Genomic DNA, 16,005 nt, shown 5'->3' on the forward strand with positions numbered 1-16,005 from the left:
ATAAGTTGTTCAAGCGCTCGCGCGCGCGGTCAGCGGCTTCTTCCCGGTCAGGATAATGCCTGATGCGGGGTCGGGGTCCACCGGGACGTGCGGCCCAAAATAAACTCCACCCCGTCCGGCTCCGCCGGAATCTGCGGAGCGCGTATGTCCACACTGTGTTTTATTGCCGCACAGAGCGACACGCCCGAGCGCGGGGGTCGGAGCCCCTGGCAGGGTGAGGAACCCGGATCCGTCCGGATTCAGCCTGTTCGGGGCGCGTCGTACAACGGACGCAGGAAATGTACGAACGTATCGGAACTGCTCAGGCAGTCAGAGAGAGAGTCGAGACGCCATGGCGGGACAGAAGATCCGCATCCGGCTGAAGTCGTATGACCACGAGGTCATCGACGTATCAGCGCGGAAGATCGTTGAGACGGTGACGCGCGCTGGCGCGACGGTGGTCGGCCCCGTGCCGCTGCCGACGGAGAAGAACGTCTTCGTGGTCATCCGGTCTCCGCACAAGTACAAGGACAGCCGTGAGCACTTCGAAATGCGGACTCACAAGCGTCTGATCGACATCATTGACCCCACGCCCAAGGCCGTCGATTCGCTGATGCGTCTCGATCTGCCCGCGGACGTGAACATCGAAATCAAGCTGTAAGGGAGAGCGGATACACATGTCTACTTCACTTACACGTCAGGTCAAGGGCCTGCTGGGCATCAAGCTCGGCATGACCCAGGTCTGGGACGAGAACAACATCCTCATCCCCGTCACGGTCGTCAGGGCCGATTCCAACGTCATCACGCAGCTCCTCACCGCGGACAAGGACGGCTACTCGGCCGTCCAGATCGGCTTCGGCCAGATCGACCCGCGGAAGGTCACGAAGCCCCTCGCCGGTCACTTCGACAAGGCAGGGGTGACGCCTCGCCGTCACGTCGTCGAGCTGCGCACGTCCGACGTCGACACCTACTCGCTCGGTCAGGAACTCTCCGTCGAGATGTTCGAGGCCGGCCAAACGGTCGACGTCATCGGCACCACCAAGGGCAAGGGCTTCGCCGGTGTCATGAAGCGCCATGGTTTCCACGGCGTCGGTGCATCACACGGTGCACACAAGAACCACCGCAAGCCCGGTTCCATCGGTGGAGCATCCACCCCCAGCCGCGTCTTCCGTGGAATGAAAATGGCAGGCCGCATGGGTGCCGTTCGTCAGACCACGCTGAACCTCACGGTTCACGCCGTCGACACCGAGAAGTCGCTGCTGCTCATCAAGGGTGCCGTTCCCGGCGCCCGCGGACAGGTCGTCCTCGTACGCACCGCCGTGAAGGGAGCATAGCCAGATGGCTGCCAACACCGTCAACGTCGATCTCCCCGCGGAGATCTTCGACGCCCAGACCAACGTGCCGCTGCTGCACCAGGTCGTCGTCGCTCAGCTCGCTGCCGCCCGTCAGGGTACGCACAAGACGAAGACCCGCGCCGAGGTCAGTGGCGCAGGCCGCAAGCCGTTCAAGCAGAAGGGCACCGGCCGCGCCCGCCAGGGTTCGATCCGCGCCCCCCACATGACCGGTGGTGGCGTGGTCCACGGACCCACACCCCGCGACTACAGCCAGCGCACCCCCAAGAAGATGAAGGCCGCCGCCCTGCGCGGAGCCCTCTCGGACCGGGCCCGCAACGGTCGTATCCACGTCCTCGAGTCACTGGTCGCCGGCGGCAAGCCGACCACCAAGGGCGCCATCGAGACACTTCGCGCGATCTCCGAGCGGCCCCGCCTGCTCGTCGTGATCGAGCGGGCCAACGACGTCGCCGCACTGTCAGTGCGCAACGTCCCCGAGGTGCACGTCCTCTATGTGGACCAGCTCAACACGTACGACGTGCTGGTCTCCGATGACGTCATCTTCACCAAGGCCGCCTACGACCAGTTCGTCGGTTCGGCTGATGTCATCTCCGAGGAGGATGCAGAATGAGCGGCAGCATCGCAAAGGATCCGCGCGACGTCGTCATTGCACCCGTCGTCTCGGAGAAGAGCTACGGATTGATCGACGAGGGCAAGTACACCTTCCTGGTCGACCCCCGCTCGAACAAGGAAGAAATCAAACTGGCCGTCGAGAAGATCTTCTCCGTGAAGGTCGACTCCATCAACACCATCAACCGGGTCGGGAAGCGCAAGCGGACCAAGTTCGGCTGGGGCCAGCGCAAGGGCACCAAGCGTGCCATCGTGTCCCTCAAAGAGGGCTCGATCGACATCTTCGGCGGTCCGCTCTCCTAGAGCGGAGACCACTTTAACGAGGAATTGAGTTATGGGAATCCGTAAATACAAGCCGACAACCCCGGGCCGTCGTGGCTCGAGCGTTGCCGACTTCGCTGAAATCACACGGTCGACTCCGGAAAAGTCGTTGGTCCGTCCCCTTCCCAAGAAGGGTGGACGCAACAACACCGGTAAGATCACGACCCGCCACAAGGGTGGTGGACACAAGCGCCAGTACCGTCTGATCGACTTCCGTCGCCACGACAAGGACGGCGTCGACGCCCGCGTTGCCGAGATCGAGTACGATCCCAACCGCACCGCGCGCATCGCCCTCCTGCACTACGTGGACGGGACGAAGCGCTACATCGTCGCCCCGAACAAGCTGAAGCAGGGCGACTTCGTCGAGGCAGGGGCCGGCGCGGACATCAAGCCCGGCAACAACCTGCCGCTGCGTAACGTCCCCGTGGGTACCGTCATCCACGCCGTCGAGCTCCGCCCCGGTGGCGGCGCGAAGATGGCACGCTCCGCCGGTGCCTCGGTCCAGCTCGTCGCCAAGGAAGGCCGCTTCGCCCAGCTGCGACTGCCCTCCGGCGAGATCCGCAACGTCGACGTCCGCTGCCGCGCGACGATCGGCGAGGTCGGCAACGCCGAGCAGTCGAACATCAACTGGGGCAAGGCCGGCCGTAACCGCTGGAGGGGCATCCGCCCGACCGTCCGCGGTGTCGCCATGAACCCGGTCGATCACCCGCACGGTGGTGGCGAGGGCAAGACCTCCGGTGGACGTCACCCGGTCAACCCGAACGGTAAGGCCGAAGGCCGTACGCGTCGCCCCAACAAAGAGAGCGACTCACTTATCGTGCGTCGCCGTCGTTCCGGCAAGAACAAGCGATAGGAGCCTGGAGACATGCCACGCAGCCTGAAGAAAGGCCCCTTCGTCGATCAGCACCTTTTCGTGAAGGTCGCTCGCGAGAACGAAACGGGCACGAAGAACGTCATCAAGACGTGGTCCCGCCGCTCCATGATCATCCCCGACATGCTCGGGCACACGATCGCGGTGCATGACGGGCGCAAGCACATCCCGGTGTTCGTCACCGAGTCGATGGTCGGGCACAAGCTCGGCGAATTCGCTCCGACGCGGACCTTCCGCGGCCACGTGAAGGACGACCGCAAGGGCAAGCGCCGCTAGGCGCTGCTCTTCCACGAGAGAAGGAAAGCAATGGAAGCCAAGGCTATTGCGCGTCATATCCGCGTAACGCCCATGAAGGCCCGGCGCGTCGTCAACCTTGTTCGCGGCAAGCAGGCGAGTGAGGCTCTGGCCATTCTGAAGTTTGCCCCCCAGGTTGCTTCGGAGCCGGTATTCAAGGTCGTCCAGTCGGCGATGGCGAACGCACGGGTCCTCGCGGACCGCGACGGCGTCGCCTTCGACGAGGACAACCTCATCATCAGCGAAGCGTTTGTCGACGAGGGCCCCACGATGAAGCGGTTCCGTCCGCGTGCCCAGGGCCGCGCGTTCCGCATCAACAAGCGGACCAGCCACATCACGGTTGTCGTCGCTACCCCTGAGAAAGTGGAGGTCCGCTAAGTGGGACAGAAAGTAAACCCGCATGGGTTCCGACTCGGCATCACCACCGATCACCGGTCGCACTGGTTCGCCGACAGCAACAAGCCGGGCCAGCGCTACCGCGACTTCGTCCGCGAGGACATCAAGATCCGTCAGCTGATGTCGACCGGCATGGACCGCGCCGGCATCGCCAAGGTCGAGATCGAGCGCACCCGTGACCGAGTCCGCGTGGACATCCACACGGCACGTCCCGGCATCGTCATCGGACGCCGTGGAGCAGAAGCGGACCGCATCCGCGGCGAGCTCGAGAAGCTCACGGGCAAGCAGGTACAGCTGAACATCCTCGAGGTCAAGAACCCCGAGATCGAGGCTCAGCTCGTGGCCCAGGGCATCGCCGAGCAGCTCTCCTCACGCGTGGCGTTCCGCCGCGCGATGAAGAAGGCCATGCAGTCCGCACAGCGTGCCGGCGCGAAGGGCATCCGTGTCCAGTGCTCCGGTCGCCTGGGTGGCGCCGAGATGAGCCGTTCGGAGTTCTACCGCGAGGGACGCGTTCCCCTGCACACGCTCCGAGCCAACATCGACTACGGCTTCTTCGAAGCGAAGACCACCTTCGGCCGCATCGGCGTGAAGGTCTGGATCTACAAGGGCGACGTCACGGCGAAGGAGCTCGCAGCCCAGGCTGCCGCAGCTCCCTCCCGCGGCCGTGGTGGAGACCGTCCGGGCCGCGGCCCTGCCGGCGCCGACCGTGGAGGCGACCGTCGTCGTCGCGCTCCCGAGCGTTCCGAGGGCCAGGGTGCGTCAGCATCCGGCGAGACCGCCGCAGCTCCCGCTGCGACTGAAGGAGGACAGGCTTAAATGCTTATCCCACGTCGAGTCAAGTTCCGTAAGCAGCACCACCCGGGTCGTTCCGGGGCTGCCACGGGCGGTACCGAGGTCAGCTTCGGCGAGTGGGGTATCCAGGCTCTGAGCCCGGCATACGTCACGAACCGGCAGATCGAGTCCGCTCGTATCGCCATGACCCGCCACATCAAGCGTGGCGGCAAGGTCTGGATCAACATCTATCCGGACCGCCCGTTGACCAAGAAGCCCGCCGAGACCCGCATGGGTTCCGGCAAGGGTTCGCCCGAGTGGTGGGTGGCCAACGTCAAGCCCGGACGTGTTCTGTTCGAACTGTCCGGTGTAACCGAAGAGGTAGCCCGCGAAGCCCTGCGCCTCGCGATCCACAAGCTGCCGTTGAAGGCACGCATCGTGCGTCGTGAGGGTGGTGAATAGTTATGGCTCTGGGTTCAAAGGAACTGGCATCAGACCAGCTGGACGGCTTCGACAAGGACCGTCTGGTGGAAGAACTGCGCAAGGCCAAGGAGGAGCTGTTCAACCTCCGTTTCCAGTCGGCCACCGGTCAGCTGGAGAGCCATGGTCGCCTTCGGTCGATCAAGCGCGACATCGCCCGCATCTACACGGTGCTGCGTGAGCGCGAACTGGGTATCCGTCCTGAGGTGGTAGCTCCCGTCGAGGAAGCGAAGCCCGAGAAGGCGGAGAAGCCGAAGAAAGCGAAGAAGGCCTCCAAGGACGACGCGCCCGTCACCGCCGAGGCCACTGAGGAGGACGCCAAATGAGTGAGCAGCAGAGCGAGACCGGGACGACCGCAGGCAGCGAGAAGGCCGTGCACGACGCCACCTCGCGTGGCTACCGCAAGGTACGCCGCGGCTATGTCGTCTCCGACAAGATGGAGAAGACCATCGTCGTCGAGGTCGAGGACCGCGTGAAGCACGGCCTGTACGGCAAGGTGCTTCGTCGCAGCTCGAAGGTCAAGGCTCACGACGAGCAGAACACCGCCGGCATCGGCGACATGGTTCTGATCAGTGAGACCCGGCCGCTGTCCGCGACCAAGCGGTGGCGCCTGGTCGAGGTCGTCGAGAAGGCCAAGTAGCACCCGTTCCACCCGGGGGCGGCACAGCCGTCCCCACGCAGGATGCCCCGGACGCGATTTCGTGTCCGGGGCATTCTCGCGATACCATGAGAATCTTGTCTGTCTGGTGGGTTGGCGCATGCCCTCGAGAGGTCGCCGTTCGCCGTCGGCCTCTTCGGATGCTTCCCCTCACACCGGGCACATAGGCAAAAGCCCGATAATCTTGTTCACCACTGATCCCTGTGCGTCCGTGCGCGCATCGACCCGCAGGGAGTGCGCCCAGGCGCGTGCGTGGTGAGTACCAGTATTACGGGGCCCACCCATATCCGTTCCGCAAGGCTCGATGAGAGAACCGGCGCGACGACAGGAGTAACAAGTGATTCAGCAGGAGTCGCGGCTCAAGGTCGCCGACAACACGGGGGCCAAGGAAATCTTGACCATCCGTGTTCTCGGAGGATCCGGACGCCGCTACGCAGGCATCGGAGACGTCATCGTCGCCACCGTCAAGGACGCCATCCCCGGTGGCAACGTCAAGAAGGGCGACGTCGTCAAGGCGGTCATCGTCCGCACCAAGAAGGAACGCCGCCGCGCGGATGGTTCCTACATCAAGTTCGACGAGAACGCAGCAGTCATCCTGAAGAACGACGGCGACCCCCGCGGTACCCGTATCTTCGGCCCTGTCGGTCGCGAACTGCGCGACAAGCGTTTCATGAAGATCATCTCGCTGGCGCCGGAGGTGCTGTAGTCCATGGCACAGAACACGAAGCTCAAGATCAAGAAGGGTGACCTCGTGCAGGTCATCACCGGAGCCAAGCAGGAGCGCGGCGGAGACCGCGGCAAGCAGGGCAAGGTCCTCAAGGTGTTCCCCGAGACCAACCGCGTCCTCGTGGAAGGCATCAACCGGATCACCAAGCACACCAAGGTCGGGCAGTCGCAGCGCGGCACCACGACCGGTGGCATCGAGGTCATCGAGGCGCCCGTGCACATCAGCAACGTGGCCGTCGTCGACCCCGAGACCAAGAAGCCGACCCGCGTCGGGTACCGCACCGAGACCGTCGAGCGTGACGGCCGCGAGCGCGTGGTCCGGATCCGCGTGGCCAAGTCATCAGGGAAGGATCTGTCATGACTGTCGAAACCACGGAGACCAAGGTTCTTCCCCGTCTCAAGGCGCGCTACGCGTCCGAGATCAAGTCCACCCTGCAGGAGCAGTTCGCCTACGCGAACGTCAACCAGGTTCCCCGCCTGGTCAAGGTCGTCGTCAACATGGGTGTCGGTGACGCCGCGAAGGACTCCAAGCTGATCGACGGAGCCGTCAAGGACCTCACCGCCATCACGGGCCAGAAGCCCCAGGTGACGAAGGCCCGCAAGTCCATCGCGCAGTTCAAGCTCCGCGAGGGCATGCCCATCGGCGCCCACGTCACCCTCCGTGGTGACCGCATGTGGGAGTTCACGGACCGTCTGGTCTCGCTCGCCCTGCCCCGTATCCGCGATTTCCGCGGACTCAACGGCAAGCAGTTCGACGGCAACGGCAACTACACCTTCGGCCTCACGGAGCAGTCCATGTTCCACGAGATCGACCAGGACCGTATCGACCGCGTGCGTGGCATGGACATCACCGTCGTCACCACCGCCAAGACCGACGCCGAGGGCCGCGCGCTCCTCAAGGCACTCGGCTTCCCCTTCAAATCCGAAGATTAATCTAACTACGTCGCAGGTCCGCTCCGGCCACCACCACGCGTGGCAGCCGGATGACGGAAACCGTTTCGAGGAAGGGCAAGAGCCCACATGACAATGACAGATCCTGTCGCAGACATGCTCACGCGTCTGCGCAACGCAAACTCGGCTTACCACGATTCCGTGTCCATGCCGTACAGCAAGCTGAAGGCCCGCGTCGCGGACATCCTGAAGGCCGAGGGCTACATCGCCGGCTGGAAGGAAGAGGAAGCGGAGGTCGGCAAGAAGCTGACCATCGACCTCAAGTTCGGCCCGGACCGCCAGCGCTCCATCGCCGGCATCCGCCGTATCTCCAAGCCGGGGCTCCGGGTGTACGCAAAGTCCACCAACCTGCCCCACGTGCTCGGCGGACTCGGCATCGCCATCCTGTCCACGTCCTCCGGTCTGCTCACCGACCGCCAGGCATCCAAGAAGGGCGTAGGTGGGGAAGTCCTCGCCTACGTCTGGTAACGGGAAAGGGACCACACCATGTCACGTATTGGACGTCTCCCCATCACCGTCCCCGCGGGTGTCGACATCACGGTGAACGGCAACCAGGTCTTCGTCAAGGGTTCGAAGGGCGAGCTGAACCACACGGTTCCCAGCCCCATCGAGGTCTCCCTCGACGGCGGCACTCTCACCGTCAGCCGGCCGAACGACGAGCGCGAGTCGCGTTCGCTCCACGGCCTCACCCGGACGCTGATCTCCAACATGATCGTCGGAGTGACCGAGGGCTACAAGAAGAACCTCGAGATCGTGGGCACGGGTTACCGTGTCCAGGCCAAGGGAAGTGACCTCGAGTTCGCTCTGGGCTACAGCCACCCGGTCGCCGTCAAGGCGCCCGAGGGCATCACGCTGACGGTCGACAGCCCCACGAAGCTCTCGGTGGCCGGCATCAACAAGCAGCAGGTCGGCGAGGTCGCTGCAACCATCCGCAAGCTGCGCAAGCCAGACCCGTACAAGGGCAAGGGCATCCGCTACGCAGGCGAGATCATCCGCCGCAAGGTCGGAAAGGCTGGTAAGTAATCATGGGTCTGAGCATCAACAAGAAGCGCAGCTCGAAGAGCAAGTCCGCCTCGCGCAGTCGCCGCCACCTCCGCGTCCGCAAGCGCGTATCGGGTACCGCGGTCCGGCCTCGCCTGGTCGTCAACCGGTCGGCCCGCCACGTCTTCGTGCAGGTCGTCGACGACACCAAGGGTGTGACCGTCGCATCGGCGTCCACGCTCGAAGCCGACCTCCGCACCTTCGACGGTGACAAGACCGCCAAGGCCAAGCGCGTCGGCGAGCTCGTCGCCGAGCGTGCGAAGGCCGTGGGTGTCGAGGCGGTCGTGTTCGATCGCGGCGGCAACAAGTACCACGGTCGCGTTGCAGCAATCGCAGACGGCGCACGGACGGGTGGGCTGGCACTGTGACCGAGGAAATCAAGGCAAAGGAAGCCACAGTGAATACGGCTACAGAGCAGCCCGCGGCCGAAGCTCCGGCGACGGGCGCAACGGAGACCGCGTCGACTGACGCCAATCGCGGCAACGCGCGCGGCACCTCCCGTGGCGGCGACCAGCGCGGCGGCGACCAGCGTGGCGGCAACGCCCGCGGTGGCGAGCGTGGAGGACGCGGCGGCCGCGACGGCGGACGCAACGATGACAAGGACAAGTTCATCGAGCGCGTGGTCAACATCAACCGTGTCGCCAAGGTGGTGAAGGGTGGTCGTCGCTTCAGCTTCACCGCCCTCGTCGTCGTCGGTGACGGCAACGGTATGGTCGGCGTCGGCTACGGGAAGGCGAAGGAAGTTCCCTCCGCCATCCAGAAGGCCGTCGAGGAAGCCAAGAAGACGATGTTCCGCGTTCCGCGGATCGGTGGCACCGTCCCGCACCTGGTGCAGGGCGAGGCAGCAGCCGGCGTCGTCCTCCTGCGTCCCGCGTCCCCGGGTACCGGCGTGATCGCCGGCGGTCCGGTGCGTGCGGTCCTCGAGTGCGTCGGCATCCACGACGTCCTCTCGAAGTCCCTCGGGTCCTCGAACGCCATCAACATCGTTCACGCGACCGTCGATGCGCTCAAGCGCCTCGAGGAGCCGCAGGCAGTCGCGGCTCGCCGTGGCCTGCCGCTGGACGAGGTCGCATCCCACCAGATGCTGCGCGCGATCGCAGCTCAGAAGGCAGGTGCGTGATGACCGCGATTACCCCGAAGCGCGTGCGTGTCAGCACAGCGAAGCTGGAGATCACCCAGATCAAGTCCGCCATCGGCGGCAAGCAGAACCAGCGTGACACGCTGCGGTCGCTCGGTCTGAAGCGGATCGGCCACACCGTGGTCCGTGAAGCGGATGCCGTCACCGTCGGCATGATCAACACGGTTCCGCACCTCTTGAAGGTTGAGGAGGCCAACTAATGGCAGAGAACAACAGCGCGGCTCCGGCCGCGACCGAGGCGAAGGCCGAACGCGTTCACACGCTCAAGGTCCACCACCTCCGCCCCGCACCGGGTGCCAAGACGGCGAAGACCCGTGTCGGCCGTGGTGAGGGTTCGAAGGGTAAGACAGCAGGCCGTGGTACCAAGGGAACCGCAGCCCGCTACCAGGTGAAGGCCGGATTTGCCGGTGGCCAGCTGCCACTGCACATGCGCCTTCCGAAGCTGCGCGGGTTCAAGAACCCGTTCCGCGTCGAGTTCCAGGTCGTGAACCTGGACAAGCTGTCCGAGCTCTACCCGGCCGGCGGCGACGTCACCGTCGAGAGCCTGGTGGCCAATGGTGCCGTCCGCAAGAACCAGCCCGTCAAGGTGCTGGGGACCGGCGAGATCACGGTGGCCGTGAACGTCTCGGCCGACGCCTTCTCCGCATCCGCTGCGGAGAAGATCGCCGCAGCCGGCGGGACCGTCACCGAGCTGTAGCCGATCATCGCGGCCCTTCCCCGGCGAGCCGGGGGAGGGCTGGCTGTGTTACGCGGCACTCAGGAACTAGACTTCTGGTGGGCAGGGCTGGACCAGCCCACCAGGAGTCTTTTTTCGGCTCCGGCCACTTCCCACCGGCGCGGTCTCTCGCGCTGGTGACCAACCGCTAGACTCGGTTGTCGTGCACGGTCCGCGTCAGGACCACCAGACCTTCAGGAGGACGCTTGCTTAGCGCTATTGGCCGGGCATTCCGGACGCCAGACTTGCGGCGCAAGCTGTTGTTCACGCTGGGAATCATCACCATCTTCCGTCTGGGTGCCTTCATCCCCGCCCCGGGGGTCGACTACAGCAACGTGCAGTCATGCCTCGCGCTCGGTAACACCGAGGGCGGTCTGTACCAGTTCGTCAACCTCTTCAGCGGCGGGGCCCTCCTCCAGGTCTCCATCTTCGCGCTGGGCATCATGCCCTACATCACCGCGAGCATCATCACGCAGCTCCTCCGGGTGGTCATCCCCCGCTTCCAGGAGCTGCACCAGGAAGGCGCGCAGGGTCAGTCCAAGCTCACCCAGTACACGCGCTACCTGACGATCGCCCTCGGCCTGCTGAACGCCACCACCCTGGTGTCCCTCGCCCGCTCGGGCGCGCTCCTGGGCGACTGCCCGGTGCCGATCATCCCGGACGATTCGCTGATCACGATCATCCTGCTCATCATCACTCTCACCGCGGGTACCGGCCTGATCATGTGGATGGGCGAGCTCATCACCGAGAAGGGCGTGGGCAACGGCATGTCGCTGCTCATCTTCACGGCCATCGCCGCCGGCTTCCCCACCTCGCTCGGCGAGATCCTCCGCACCCAGGGCGGCACCGTCTTCGCCTTCGTGATCGCGATGGGTGTCGTCGTCGTCGCCCTCGTCATCTTCGTGGAGCAGTCGCAGCGCCGTATCCCCGTGCAGTACGCGAAGCGTATGGTCGGCCGCCGCACCCTCGGGGGCAGCAGCACCTACATCCCGATCAAGGTCAACATGGCCGGCGTCATCCCCGTGATCTTCGCGTCGTCGATGCTCTACCTGCCGAGCCTCATCTCGCAGTTCAACACGCCGCAGGACGGCTCCGCGCCCCCCGCCTGGGTCAACTGGATCACCACGTACCTCACCACCGGTGATCACCCGCTCTACATGGCGATGTACTTCCTGCTGATCGTGTTCTTCACCTACTTCTACGTCGCCATCACGTTCAACCCGGACGAGGTGTCGGAGAACATGAAGAAGTACGGCGGCTTCATCCCCGGCATCCGCGCAGGGCGTCCCACGGCGGAGTACCTGCAGTACGTGCTCTCACGGATCACCCTCCCCGGCGCCATCTACCTCGGTCTCGTGGCATTGATCCCGCTGATCGCCCTCGTGGCCATCGGTGCCAACCAGAACTTCCCGTTCGGAGGCACCTCGATCCTCATCATGGTCGGCGTGGGACTGGAGACGGTGAAGCAGATCGACGCTCAGCTCCAGCAGCGTCACTACGAAGGGTTGCTGCGGTGACGAGGATGCTCATCATCGGTCCGCCCGGTTCCGGCAAGGGCACCCAGGCCGCACGGATCTCCGAGCGCCTCGGTGTCGTGGCGATCTCGACCGGCGACATCTTCCGGGACAACGTGCGGCGCGAGACGCCGCTCGGTGTGGAGGCCAAGAAGTTCATGGACGCCGGCGACTTCGTGCCGGACAGCGTCACCAACAGCATGGTGCGTGACCGGCTCGCGGCGGACGACGTGCAGGAGGGCTTCCTCCTCGACGGCTACCCTCGCACGGCGTCGCAGGTGGTGGAACTGGATGACATCCTCGAGTCCAACGAGCTGGCCCTCGACGTCGTCCTGCAGCTGACGGCCGACGACGAGGAACTCGTCAAGCGCCTGCTCGGCCGCGCCGCTCTCGACGGGCGGTCCGACGACCAGGAGTCCGTGATCAGGCATCGCCTGGGCCTCTACCACGACCAGACCGAGGCGGTCGTCTCGCGGTACGACGAGCGCGGGATCGTCACGAAGGTGGACGGCATCGGTAGCATCGACGAGGTCACCGAGCGGGTCATGACGGCCCTGAAGGTGGCGAGCTAGCGCACCGTGTTCCGCCAGTCGAAGGTCGAGTACAAGTCGACCGCCCAGATGCGCGTCATGCGCGAGGCAGGTCTCGTGCTCTCCGACGCTCTGGACCGAGCGGTCGCCGCTGCGGCCGTCGGCGTCACGACCGAACACCTGAACGAGGTGTTCGAGGGTGTCCTGCGGGAGGCCGGTGCGACGTCGAACTTCCTCGGTTACCACGGCTTCCCGGCCAGCATCTGCACATCCGTCAATGACGAGGTGGTGCACGGGATCCCCGGCGGATACGTGCTGCAGGACGGCGACATCATCTCGATCGACGGCGGCGCCGTGGTGCGCGGTTGGCACTCCGACTCGGCACGCACCGTCATCCTGGGAACACCACGACCTGAGGACGTCCGCCTGTCGGAGGTGACCGAGGACGCCCTTTGGCACGGTATCGCTGCTCTCGCCTCGGCTCGTTTCGTCGGGGACGTCGGCGCGGCCATCGACGACTTCGTGTCCTCCCGACCCGGCCCGCCGCTCGGGATCCTCGAGGACTACGTGGGTCACGGCATCGGGACCGCCATGCACCAGGCGCCCGACGTCCTCAACTTCCGGAGTTCGAACCGGGGCCCGAAGGTGAGGCCCGGTCTCTGCCTCGCGATCGAGCCGATGCTCGTCCAGGGTGGTCTCGAGACCCGTGTGCTGGACGACGACTGGACCGTCGTCACCACCGACGGCGCCCGCGCCTCCCAGTGGGAGCACAGTGTGGCCGTGCACGAGGACGGCATCTGGGTGCTCTCGGCCTCTGACGGGGGAGCGTCCCGTCTGGAGCCCCTCGGAGTGACGCCCGCGCCGCTGGGGAACTGATTTAACGATCACGGCGCACGTAGCGTACTGTTGTCTGTTGGTTGTCTCTGCTTTTCGTGCCCTCGAGGGCCCCGAGAACCTTCCGTGTTCGAGCTCCGGCTTCGCGCGGTCCGGCAACCGAAACCCCACACCACCCGCCATTCACATGAGCGGGAATCGACGTTAGCGGAGGATATGGCCAAGAAAGACGGTGTCATTGAGATTGAAGGCACTGTGAACGAGGCGCTGCCCAACGCGATGTTCCGCGTTGAGCTCGCCAACGGTCACATTGTTCTCGCCCACATCTCGGGAAAGATGCGCCAGCACTACATCCGGATCCTCCCCGAGGATCGGGTTGTCGTGGAACTCAGCCCGTACGACCTCACCCGGGGCCGTATCGTCTACCGCTACAAATAAGAACCGACTCGAAGGAACGCCATGAAGGTCAATCCGAGCGTGAAGCGGATCTGCGAGAAGTGCCAGGTGGTTCGCCGTAAGGGCAACGTGCTGGTCATCTGCGAGAACCCGCGCCACAAGCAGCGCCAGGGCTGACGACCTCCTCCGAGGTCGACACCCACGCGTAGAAGTACATCAACGGCAGAACGGCGCGCCACGCGGCGCGTACACCCCCGGCTCGGAGGCCGGGGACCGGACGAACCGTCCGGGATCGTTCTGCTCCACACCTCCGGCACCACTGAAGGAGCACCGCCACCATGGCACGTCTCGCAGGCGTAGACATTCCCCGCGAAAAGCGGGTTGTCATCGCGCTCACCTACATCTACGGCGTGGGCAAGACCCGCGCGGAGAAGACGATCGTCGACACGGGGATCTCCCCGAACACGCGCGTCAAGGATCTCTCGGACATCGAGCTGGTCCAGCTCCGCGATTACATCGAGGGTAACTTCAAGGTCGAGGGTGACCTCCGACGCGAAGTTGCCGCCGACATCCGCCGCAAGGTGGAGATCGGCAGCTACGAAGGCATTCGGCACCGCCGCGGCCTTCCTGTGCGCGGACAGCGCACGAAGACGAACGCACGTACCCGCAAGGGCCCGAAGCGTACGGTCGCAGGCAAGAAGAAGGTCGGACGCTAATCCCTGATGGCCCCCTAACCGGGCTCGCTAGCGCTCGCCCGGCCAGGGAACCCCGCCACCAGGGGCCCATCCGCTCGGTGATGGTCCAAATCACCGGAAAACGTCCGATCAGCCGATCACTGCTTTACCCAATACCTTCGTAGGAGAAGTAATGCCCCCCAAGACTCGTGGAGCGGTGCGCAAGCCGCGTCGCAAGGACAAGAAGAACATCGCGCTCGGTCAGGCGCACATCAAGAGCACCTTCAACAACACCATCGTCTCCATCACGGACCCGAGCGGTGCAGTCATCTCGTGGGCCTCGGCCGGCGAGGTCGGCTTCAAGGGCTCGCGCAAGTCGACTCCGTTCGCGGCGCAGATGGCCGCCGAGGCCGCTGCGAAGCGCGCACAGGAGCACGGCGTGAAGAAGGTCGACGTCTTCGTGAAGGGCCCCGGTTCGGGCCGCGAGACGGCGATCCGCTCGCTGCAGGCGACCGGCCTCGAGGTCGGGTCCATCCAGGACGTCACTCCGAGCGCCCACAACGGCTGCCGCCCGCCGAAGCGTCGCCGGGTCTAGTCAGCTCTCCCGGTCACCGTGCCGCCCTGCAGGAACATCCGTTCAGGCAGGGCGGTTCGGTGCCGTTCAGCAGTTTCGAGCAGGCCGACCAGCAGTCCCACCCATGTGGAAGCGTCATATAGCGGATGCTCCCTGAAAGGAAATGTACGTGCTCATTGCACAGCGCCCCACCCTGACTGAAGAAGTAGTCGCCGACAACCGCTCGCGGTTCATCATCGAGCCCCTGGAGCCCGGTTTCGGCTACACCCTCGGCAACTCGCTCCGCCGCACCCTGCTGTCCTCCATCCCCGGTGCCGCAGTGACCAGCATCCGCATCGACGGCGTGCTGCACGAATTCACCACCGTTCCCGGGGTGAAGGAGGACGTCACCGAGATCATCCTCAACATCAAGAACCTCGCCGTCTCCTCGGAGCACGACGAGCCCGTGGTCGCCTACCTGCGCAAGCAGGGTCCCGGCGTCGTCACCGCTGCGGACATCGCGCCGCCCGCCGGTGTCGAGTTCCACAACCCGGACCTGCACATCGCGACCCTCAACTCGAAGGGCAAGTTCGAGCTCGAGCTGACCATCGAGCGTGGCCGCGGGTACGTGTCCGCATCGCAGAACAAGTCCGGCGACTCGGAGATCGGCCGTATCCCGGTCGACTCCATCTACTCGCCCGTCCTGAAGGTCACCTTCCGCGTGGAGGCGACCCGTGTGGAGCAGCGCACCGACTTCGACAAGCTGATCGTCGACGTCGAGACGAAGGACGCGATCCTTCCCCGCGACGCCGTCGCTTCCGCAGGCACCACCCTGGTGGAGCTGTTCGGACTCGCCCGCGAGCTGAACACCGCCGCCGAGGGCATCGAGATCGGCCCGTCGCCGACGGACGCGGCACTCGCCGCGGACATGGCGCTGCCGATCGAGGACCTCGAGCTGACGGTCCGCTCGTACAACTGCCTCAAGCGCGAGGGCATCCACTCCGTGGGTGAACTCGTGGCACGTTCCGAGGCCGACCTCATGGACATCCGCAACTTCGGTGCGAAGTCCATCGACGAGGTCAAGGCGAAGCTCGTGGAGCTCGGTCTGTCCCTGAAGGATTCCCCTCCGGGCTTCGACCTCGCCGCACGTGCAGCCGCCATCGAGGACGACGACGCCGGCTACGGCGACGAAGAGCTCTAAA

The 16,005-nt window shown here is 65.0% G+C and carries 28 protein-coding genes; all 28 read left to right on the plus strand.

Translation table 11 applies throughout. The features are described 5' to 3' along the window. Positions 1–331: 331 nt before the first annotated feature. The 28 genes from rpsJ (at position 332) to AC4D12_RS03385 (ending at position 16,004) form a co-directional block, all read left to right on the plus strand. Complete coding sequence (gene rpsJ, locus AC4D12_RS03250) at positions 332–640, plus strand: 30S ribosomal protein S10 (protein ID WP_026531952.1); 309 nt, start codon at positions 332–334, stop codon at positions 638–640. Positions 641–656: 16 nt separating this feature from the next. Then, a complete protein-coding gene (gene rplC, locus AC4D12_RS03255) occupies positions 657–1,313 on the plus strand; it encodes a 50S ribosomal protein L3 (RefSeq protein ID WP_490948340.1) in 657 nt (218 codons plus the stop codon). Between the two features lie 4 nt (positions 1,314–1,317). Continuing rightward, positions 1,318–1,941: a 50S ribosomal protein L4 gene (gene rplD, locus AC4D12_RS03260; RefSeq protein WP_490948341.1), complete on the plus strand. Its 624-nt coding sequence runs from the start codon at positions 1,318–1,320 to the stop codon at positions 1,939–1,941. Then, the gene (gene rplW / locus AC4D12_RS03265; RefSeq protein ID WP_049829181.1) at positions 1,938–2,243 is read left to right on the plus strand and encodes a 50S ribosomal protein L23; all 306 of its coding nucleotides are present in this window, start codon (positions 1,938–1,940) and stop codon (positions 2,241–2,243) included. The genes rplD and rplW overlap by 4 nt, the downstream gene beginning before the upstream one ends. 31 nt (positions 2,244–2,274) lie before the next feature. Next, on the plus strand, positions 2,275–3,114 hold the full coding sequence (gene rplB, locus AC4D12_RS03270; protein ID WP_490948342.1) for a 50S ribosomal protein L2: 840 nt from the start codon (positions 2,275–2,277) through the stop codon (positions 3,112–3,114). Positions 3,115–3,126: 12 nt separating this feature from the next. Beyond that, a complete protein-coding gene (rpsS, locus tag AC4D12_RS03275; protein WP_104050958.1) occupies positions 3,127–3,408 on the plus strand; it encodes a 30S ribosomal protein S19 in 282 nt (93 codons plus the stop codon). 30 nt (positions 3,409–3,438) lie between these two features. Further along, on the plus strand, positions 3,439–3,804 hold the full coding sequence (gene rplV / locus AC4D12_RS03280; protein WP_104121366.1) for a 50S ribosomal protein L22: 366 nt from the start codon (positions 3,439–3,441) through the stop codon (positions 3,802–3,804). Further along, positions 3,805–4,638, plus strand: coding sequence for a 30S ribosomal protein S3 (gene rpsC / locus AC4D12_RS03285; RefSeq protein WP_490948345.1), 834 nt, complete (start codon positions 3,805–3,807; stop codon positions 4,636–4,638). After that, on the plus strand, positions 4,639–5,055 hold the full coding sequence (gene rplP / locus AC4D12_RS03290) for a 50S ribosomal protein L16 (RefSeq protein ID WP_087030089.1): 417 nt from the start codon (positions 4,639–4,641) through the stop codon (positions 5,053–5,055). Positions 5,056–5,057: 2 nt separating this feature from the next. Next, on the plus strand, positions 5,058–5,399 hold the full coding sequence (gene rpmC, locus AC4D12_RS03295; RefSeq protein WP_490948347.1) for a 50S ribosomal protein L29: 342 nt from the start codon (positions 5,058–5,060) through the stop codon (positions 5,397–5,399). Beyond that, a complete protein-coding gene (rpsQ, locus tag AC4D12_RS03300; protein ID WP_490948349.1) occupies positions 5,396–5,713 on the plus strand; it encodes a 30S ribosomal protein S17 in 318 nt (105 codons plus the stop codon). The genes rpmC and rpsQ overlap by 4 nt, the downstream gene beginning before the upstream one ends. 355 nt (positions 5,714–6,068) lie before the next feature. Beyond that, complete coding sequence (gene rplN / locus AC4D12_RS03305; RefSeq protein ID WP_049829173.1) at positions 6,069–6,437, plus strand: 50S ribosomal protein L14; 369 nt, start codon at positions 6,069–6,071, stop codon at positions 6,435–6,437. Between the two features lie 3 nt (positions 6,438–6,440). Beyond that, positions 6,441–6,818: a 50S ribosomal protein L24 gene (gene rplX / locus AC4D12_RS03310; protein ID WP_490948351.1), complete on the plus strand. Its 378-nt coding sequence runs from the start codon at positions 6,441–6,443 to the stop codon at positions 6,816–6,818. Then, entirely contained in the window at positions 6,815–7,390 is a 576-nt protein-coding gene (gene rplE / locus AC4D12_RS03315) for a 50S ribosomal protein L5 (protein ID WP_490948353.1), read from the plus strand. The genes rplX and rplE overlap by 4 nt, the downstream gene beginning before the upstream one ends. An 87-nt stretch (positions 7,391–7,477) precedes the next feature. Continuing rightward, positions 7,478–7,876 (plus strand): 30S ribosomal protein S8, encoded by a 399-nt coding sequence (gene rpsH / locus AC4D12_RS03320; RefSeq protein ID WP_043440638.1) that lies wholly within the window; start codon positions 7,478–7,480, stop codon positions 7,874–7,876. Between the two features lie 18 nt (positions 7,877–7,894). Then, positions 7,895–8,431, plus strand: a complete 537-nt coding sequence (gene rplF, locus AC4D12_RS03325) for a 50S ribosomal protein L6 (RefSeq protein ID WP_490948355.1) — start codon at positions 7,895–7,897, stop codon at positions 8,429–8,431. 2 nt (positions 8,432–8,433) lie between these two features. After that, positions 8,434–8,817 (plus strand): 50S ribosomal protein L18, encoded by a 384-nt coding sequence (rplR, locus tag AC4D12_RS03330; RefSeq protein WP_490948357.1) that lies wholly within the window; start codon positions 8,434–8,436, stop codon positions 8,815–8,817. Positions 8,818–8,846: 29 nt separating this feature from the next. Continuing rightward, positions 8,847–9,569: a 30S ribosomal protein S5 gene (gene rpsE, locus AC4D12_RS03335; RefSeq protein ID WP_490948359.1), complete on the plus strand. Its 723-nt coding sequence runs from the start codon at positions 8,847–8,849 to the stop codon at positions 9,567–9,569. Next, positions 9,569–9,787, plus strand: coding sequence for a 50S ribosomal protein L30 (gene rpmD, locus AC4D12_RS03340; protein WP_104050948.1), 219 nt, complete (start codon positions 9,569–9,571; stop codon positions 9,785–9,787). The genes rpsE and rpmD overlap by 1 nt, the downstream gene beginning before the upstream one ends. Further along, positions 9,787–10,284 (plus strand): 50S ribosomal protein L15, encoded by a 498-nt coding sequence (gene rplO / locus AC4D12_RS03345; RefSeq protein WP_490948361.1) that lies wholly within the window; start codon positions 9,787–9,789, stop codon positions 10,282–10,284. Before rpmD ends, rplO begins: the two co-directional genes overlap by 1 nt. Positions 10,285–10,508: 224 nt before the next feature. Next, positions 10,509–11,819 carry a preprotein translocase subunit SecY gene (gene secY / locus AC4D12_RS03350; protein WP_490948363.1) on the plus strand — a complete coding sequence of 437 codons (1,311 nt, stop codon included), beginning with the start codon at positions 10,509–10,511 and terminating at the stop codon, positions 11,817–11,819. A gap of 5 nt (positions 11,820–11,824) precedes the next feature. Then, positions 11,825–12,388 (plus strand): adenylate kinase, encoded by a 564-nt coding sequence (locus AC4D12_RS03355; protein ID WP_490948771.1) that lies wholly within the window; start codon positions 11,825–11,827, stop codon positions 12,386–12,388. Positions 12,389–12,394: 6 nt separating this feature from the next. Further along, a complete protein-coding gene (gene map, locus AC4D12_RS03360; protein ID WP_490948365.1) occupies positions 12,395–13,222 on the plus strand; it encodes a type I methionyl aminopeptidase in 828 nt (275 codons plus the stop codon). A gap of 174 nt (positions 13,223–13,396) precedes the next feature. Further along, entirely contained in the window at positions 13,397–13,618 is a 222-nt protein-coding gene (gene infA / locus AC4D12_RS03365) for a translation initiation factor IF-1 (protein ID WP_019481515.1), read from the plus strand. 21 nt (positions 13,619–13,639) lie between these two features. Next, positions 13,640–13,753, plus strand: coding sequence for a 50S ribosomal protein L36 (gene rpmJ / locus AC4D12_RS03370; RefSeq protein ID WP_043440658.1), 114 nt, complete (start codon positions 13,640–13,642; stop codon positions 13,751–13,753). Between the two features lie 161 nt (positions 13,754–13,914). Next, positions 13,915–14,292 (plus strand): 30S ribosomal protein S13, encoded by a 378-nt coding sequence (rpsM, locus tag AC4D12_RS03375; RefSeq protein WP_104166355.1) that lies wholly within the window; start codon positions 13,915–13,917, stop codon positions 14,290–14,292. A gap of 151 nt (positions 14,293–14,443) precedes the next feature. Further along, positions 14,444–14,845 carry a 30S ribosomal protein S11 gene (gene rpsK / locus AC4D12_RS03380; RefSeq protein WP_019481517.1) on the plus strand — a complete coding sequence of 134 codons (402 nt, stop codon included), beginning with the start codon at positions 14,444–14,446 and terminating at the stop codon, positions 14,843–14,845. A gap of 148 nt (positions 14,846–14,993) precedes the next feature. After that, complete coding sequence (locus AC4D12_RS03385) at positions 14,994–16,004, plus strand: DNA-directed RNA polymerase subunit alpha (RefSeq protein WP_490948367.1); 1,011 nt, start codon at positions 14,994–14,996, stop codon at positions 16,002–16,004. Position 16,005 lies beyond the last annotated feature (1 nt).

Source organism: Arthrobacter sp. TJ-266, assembly GCF_058269115.1.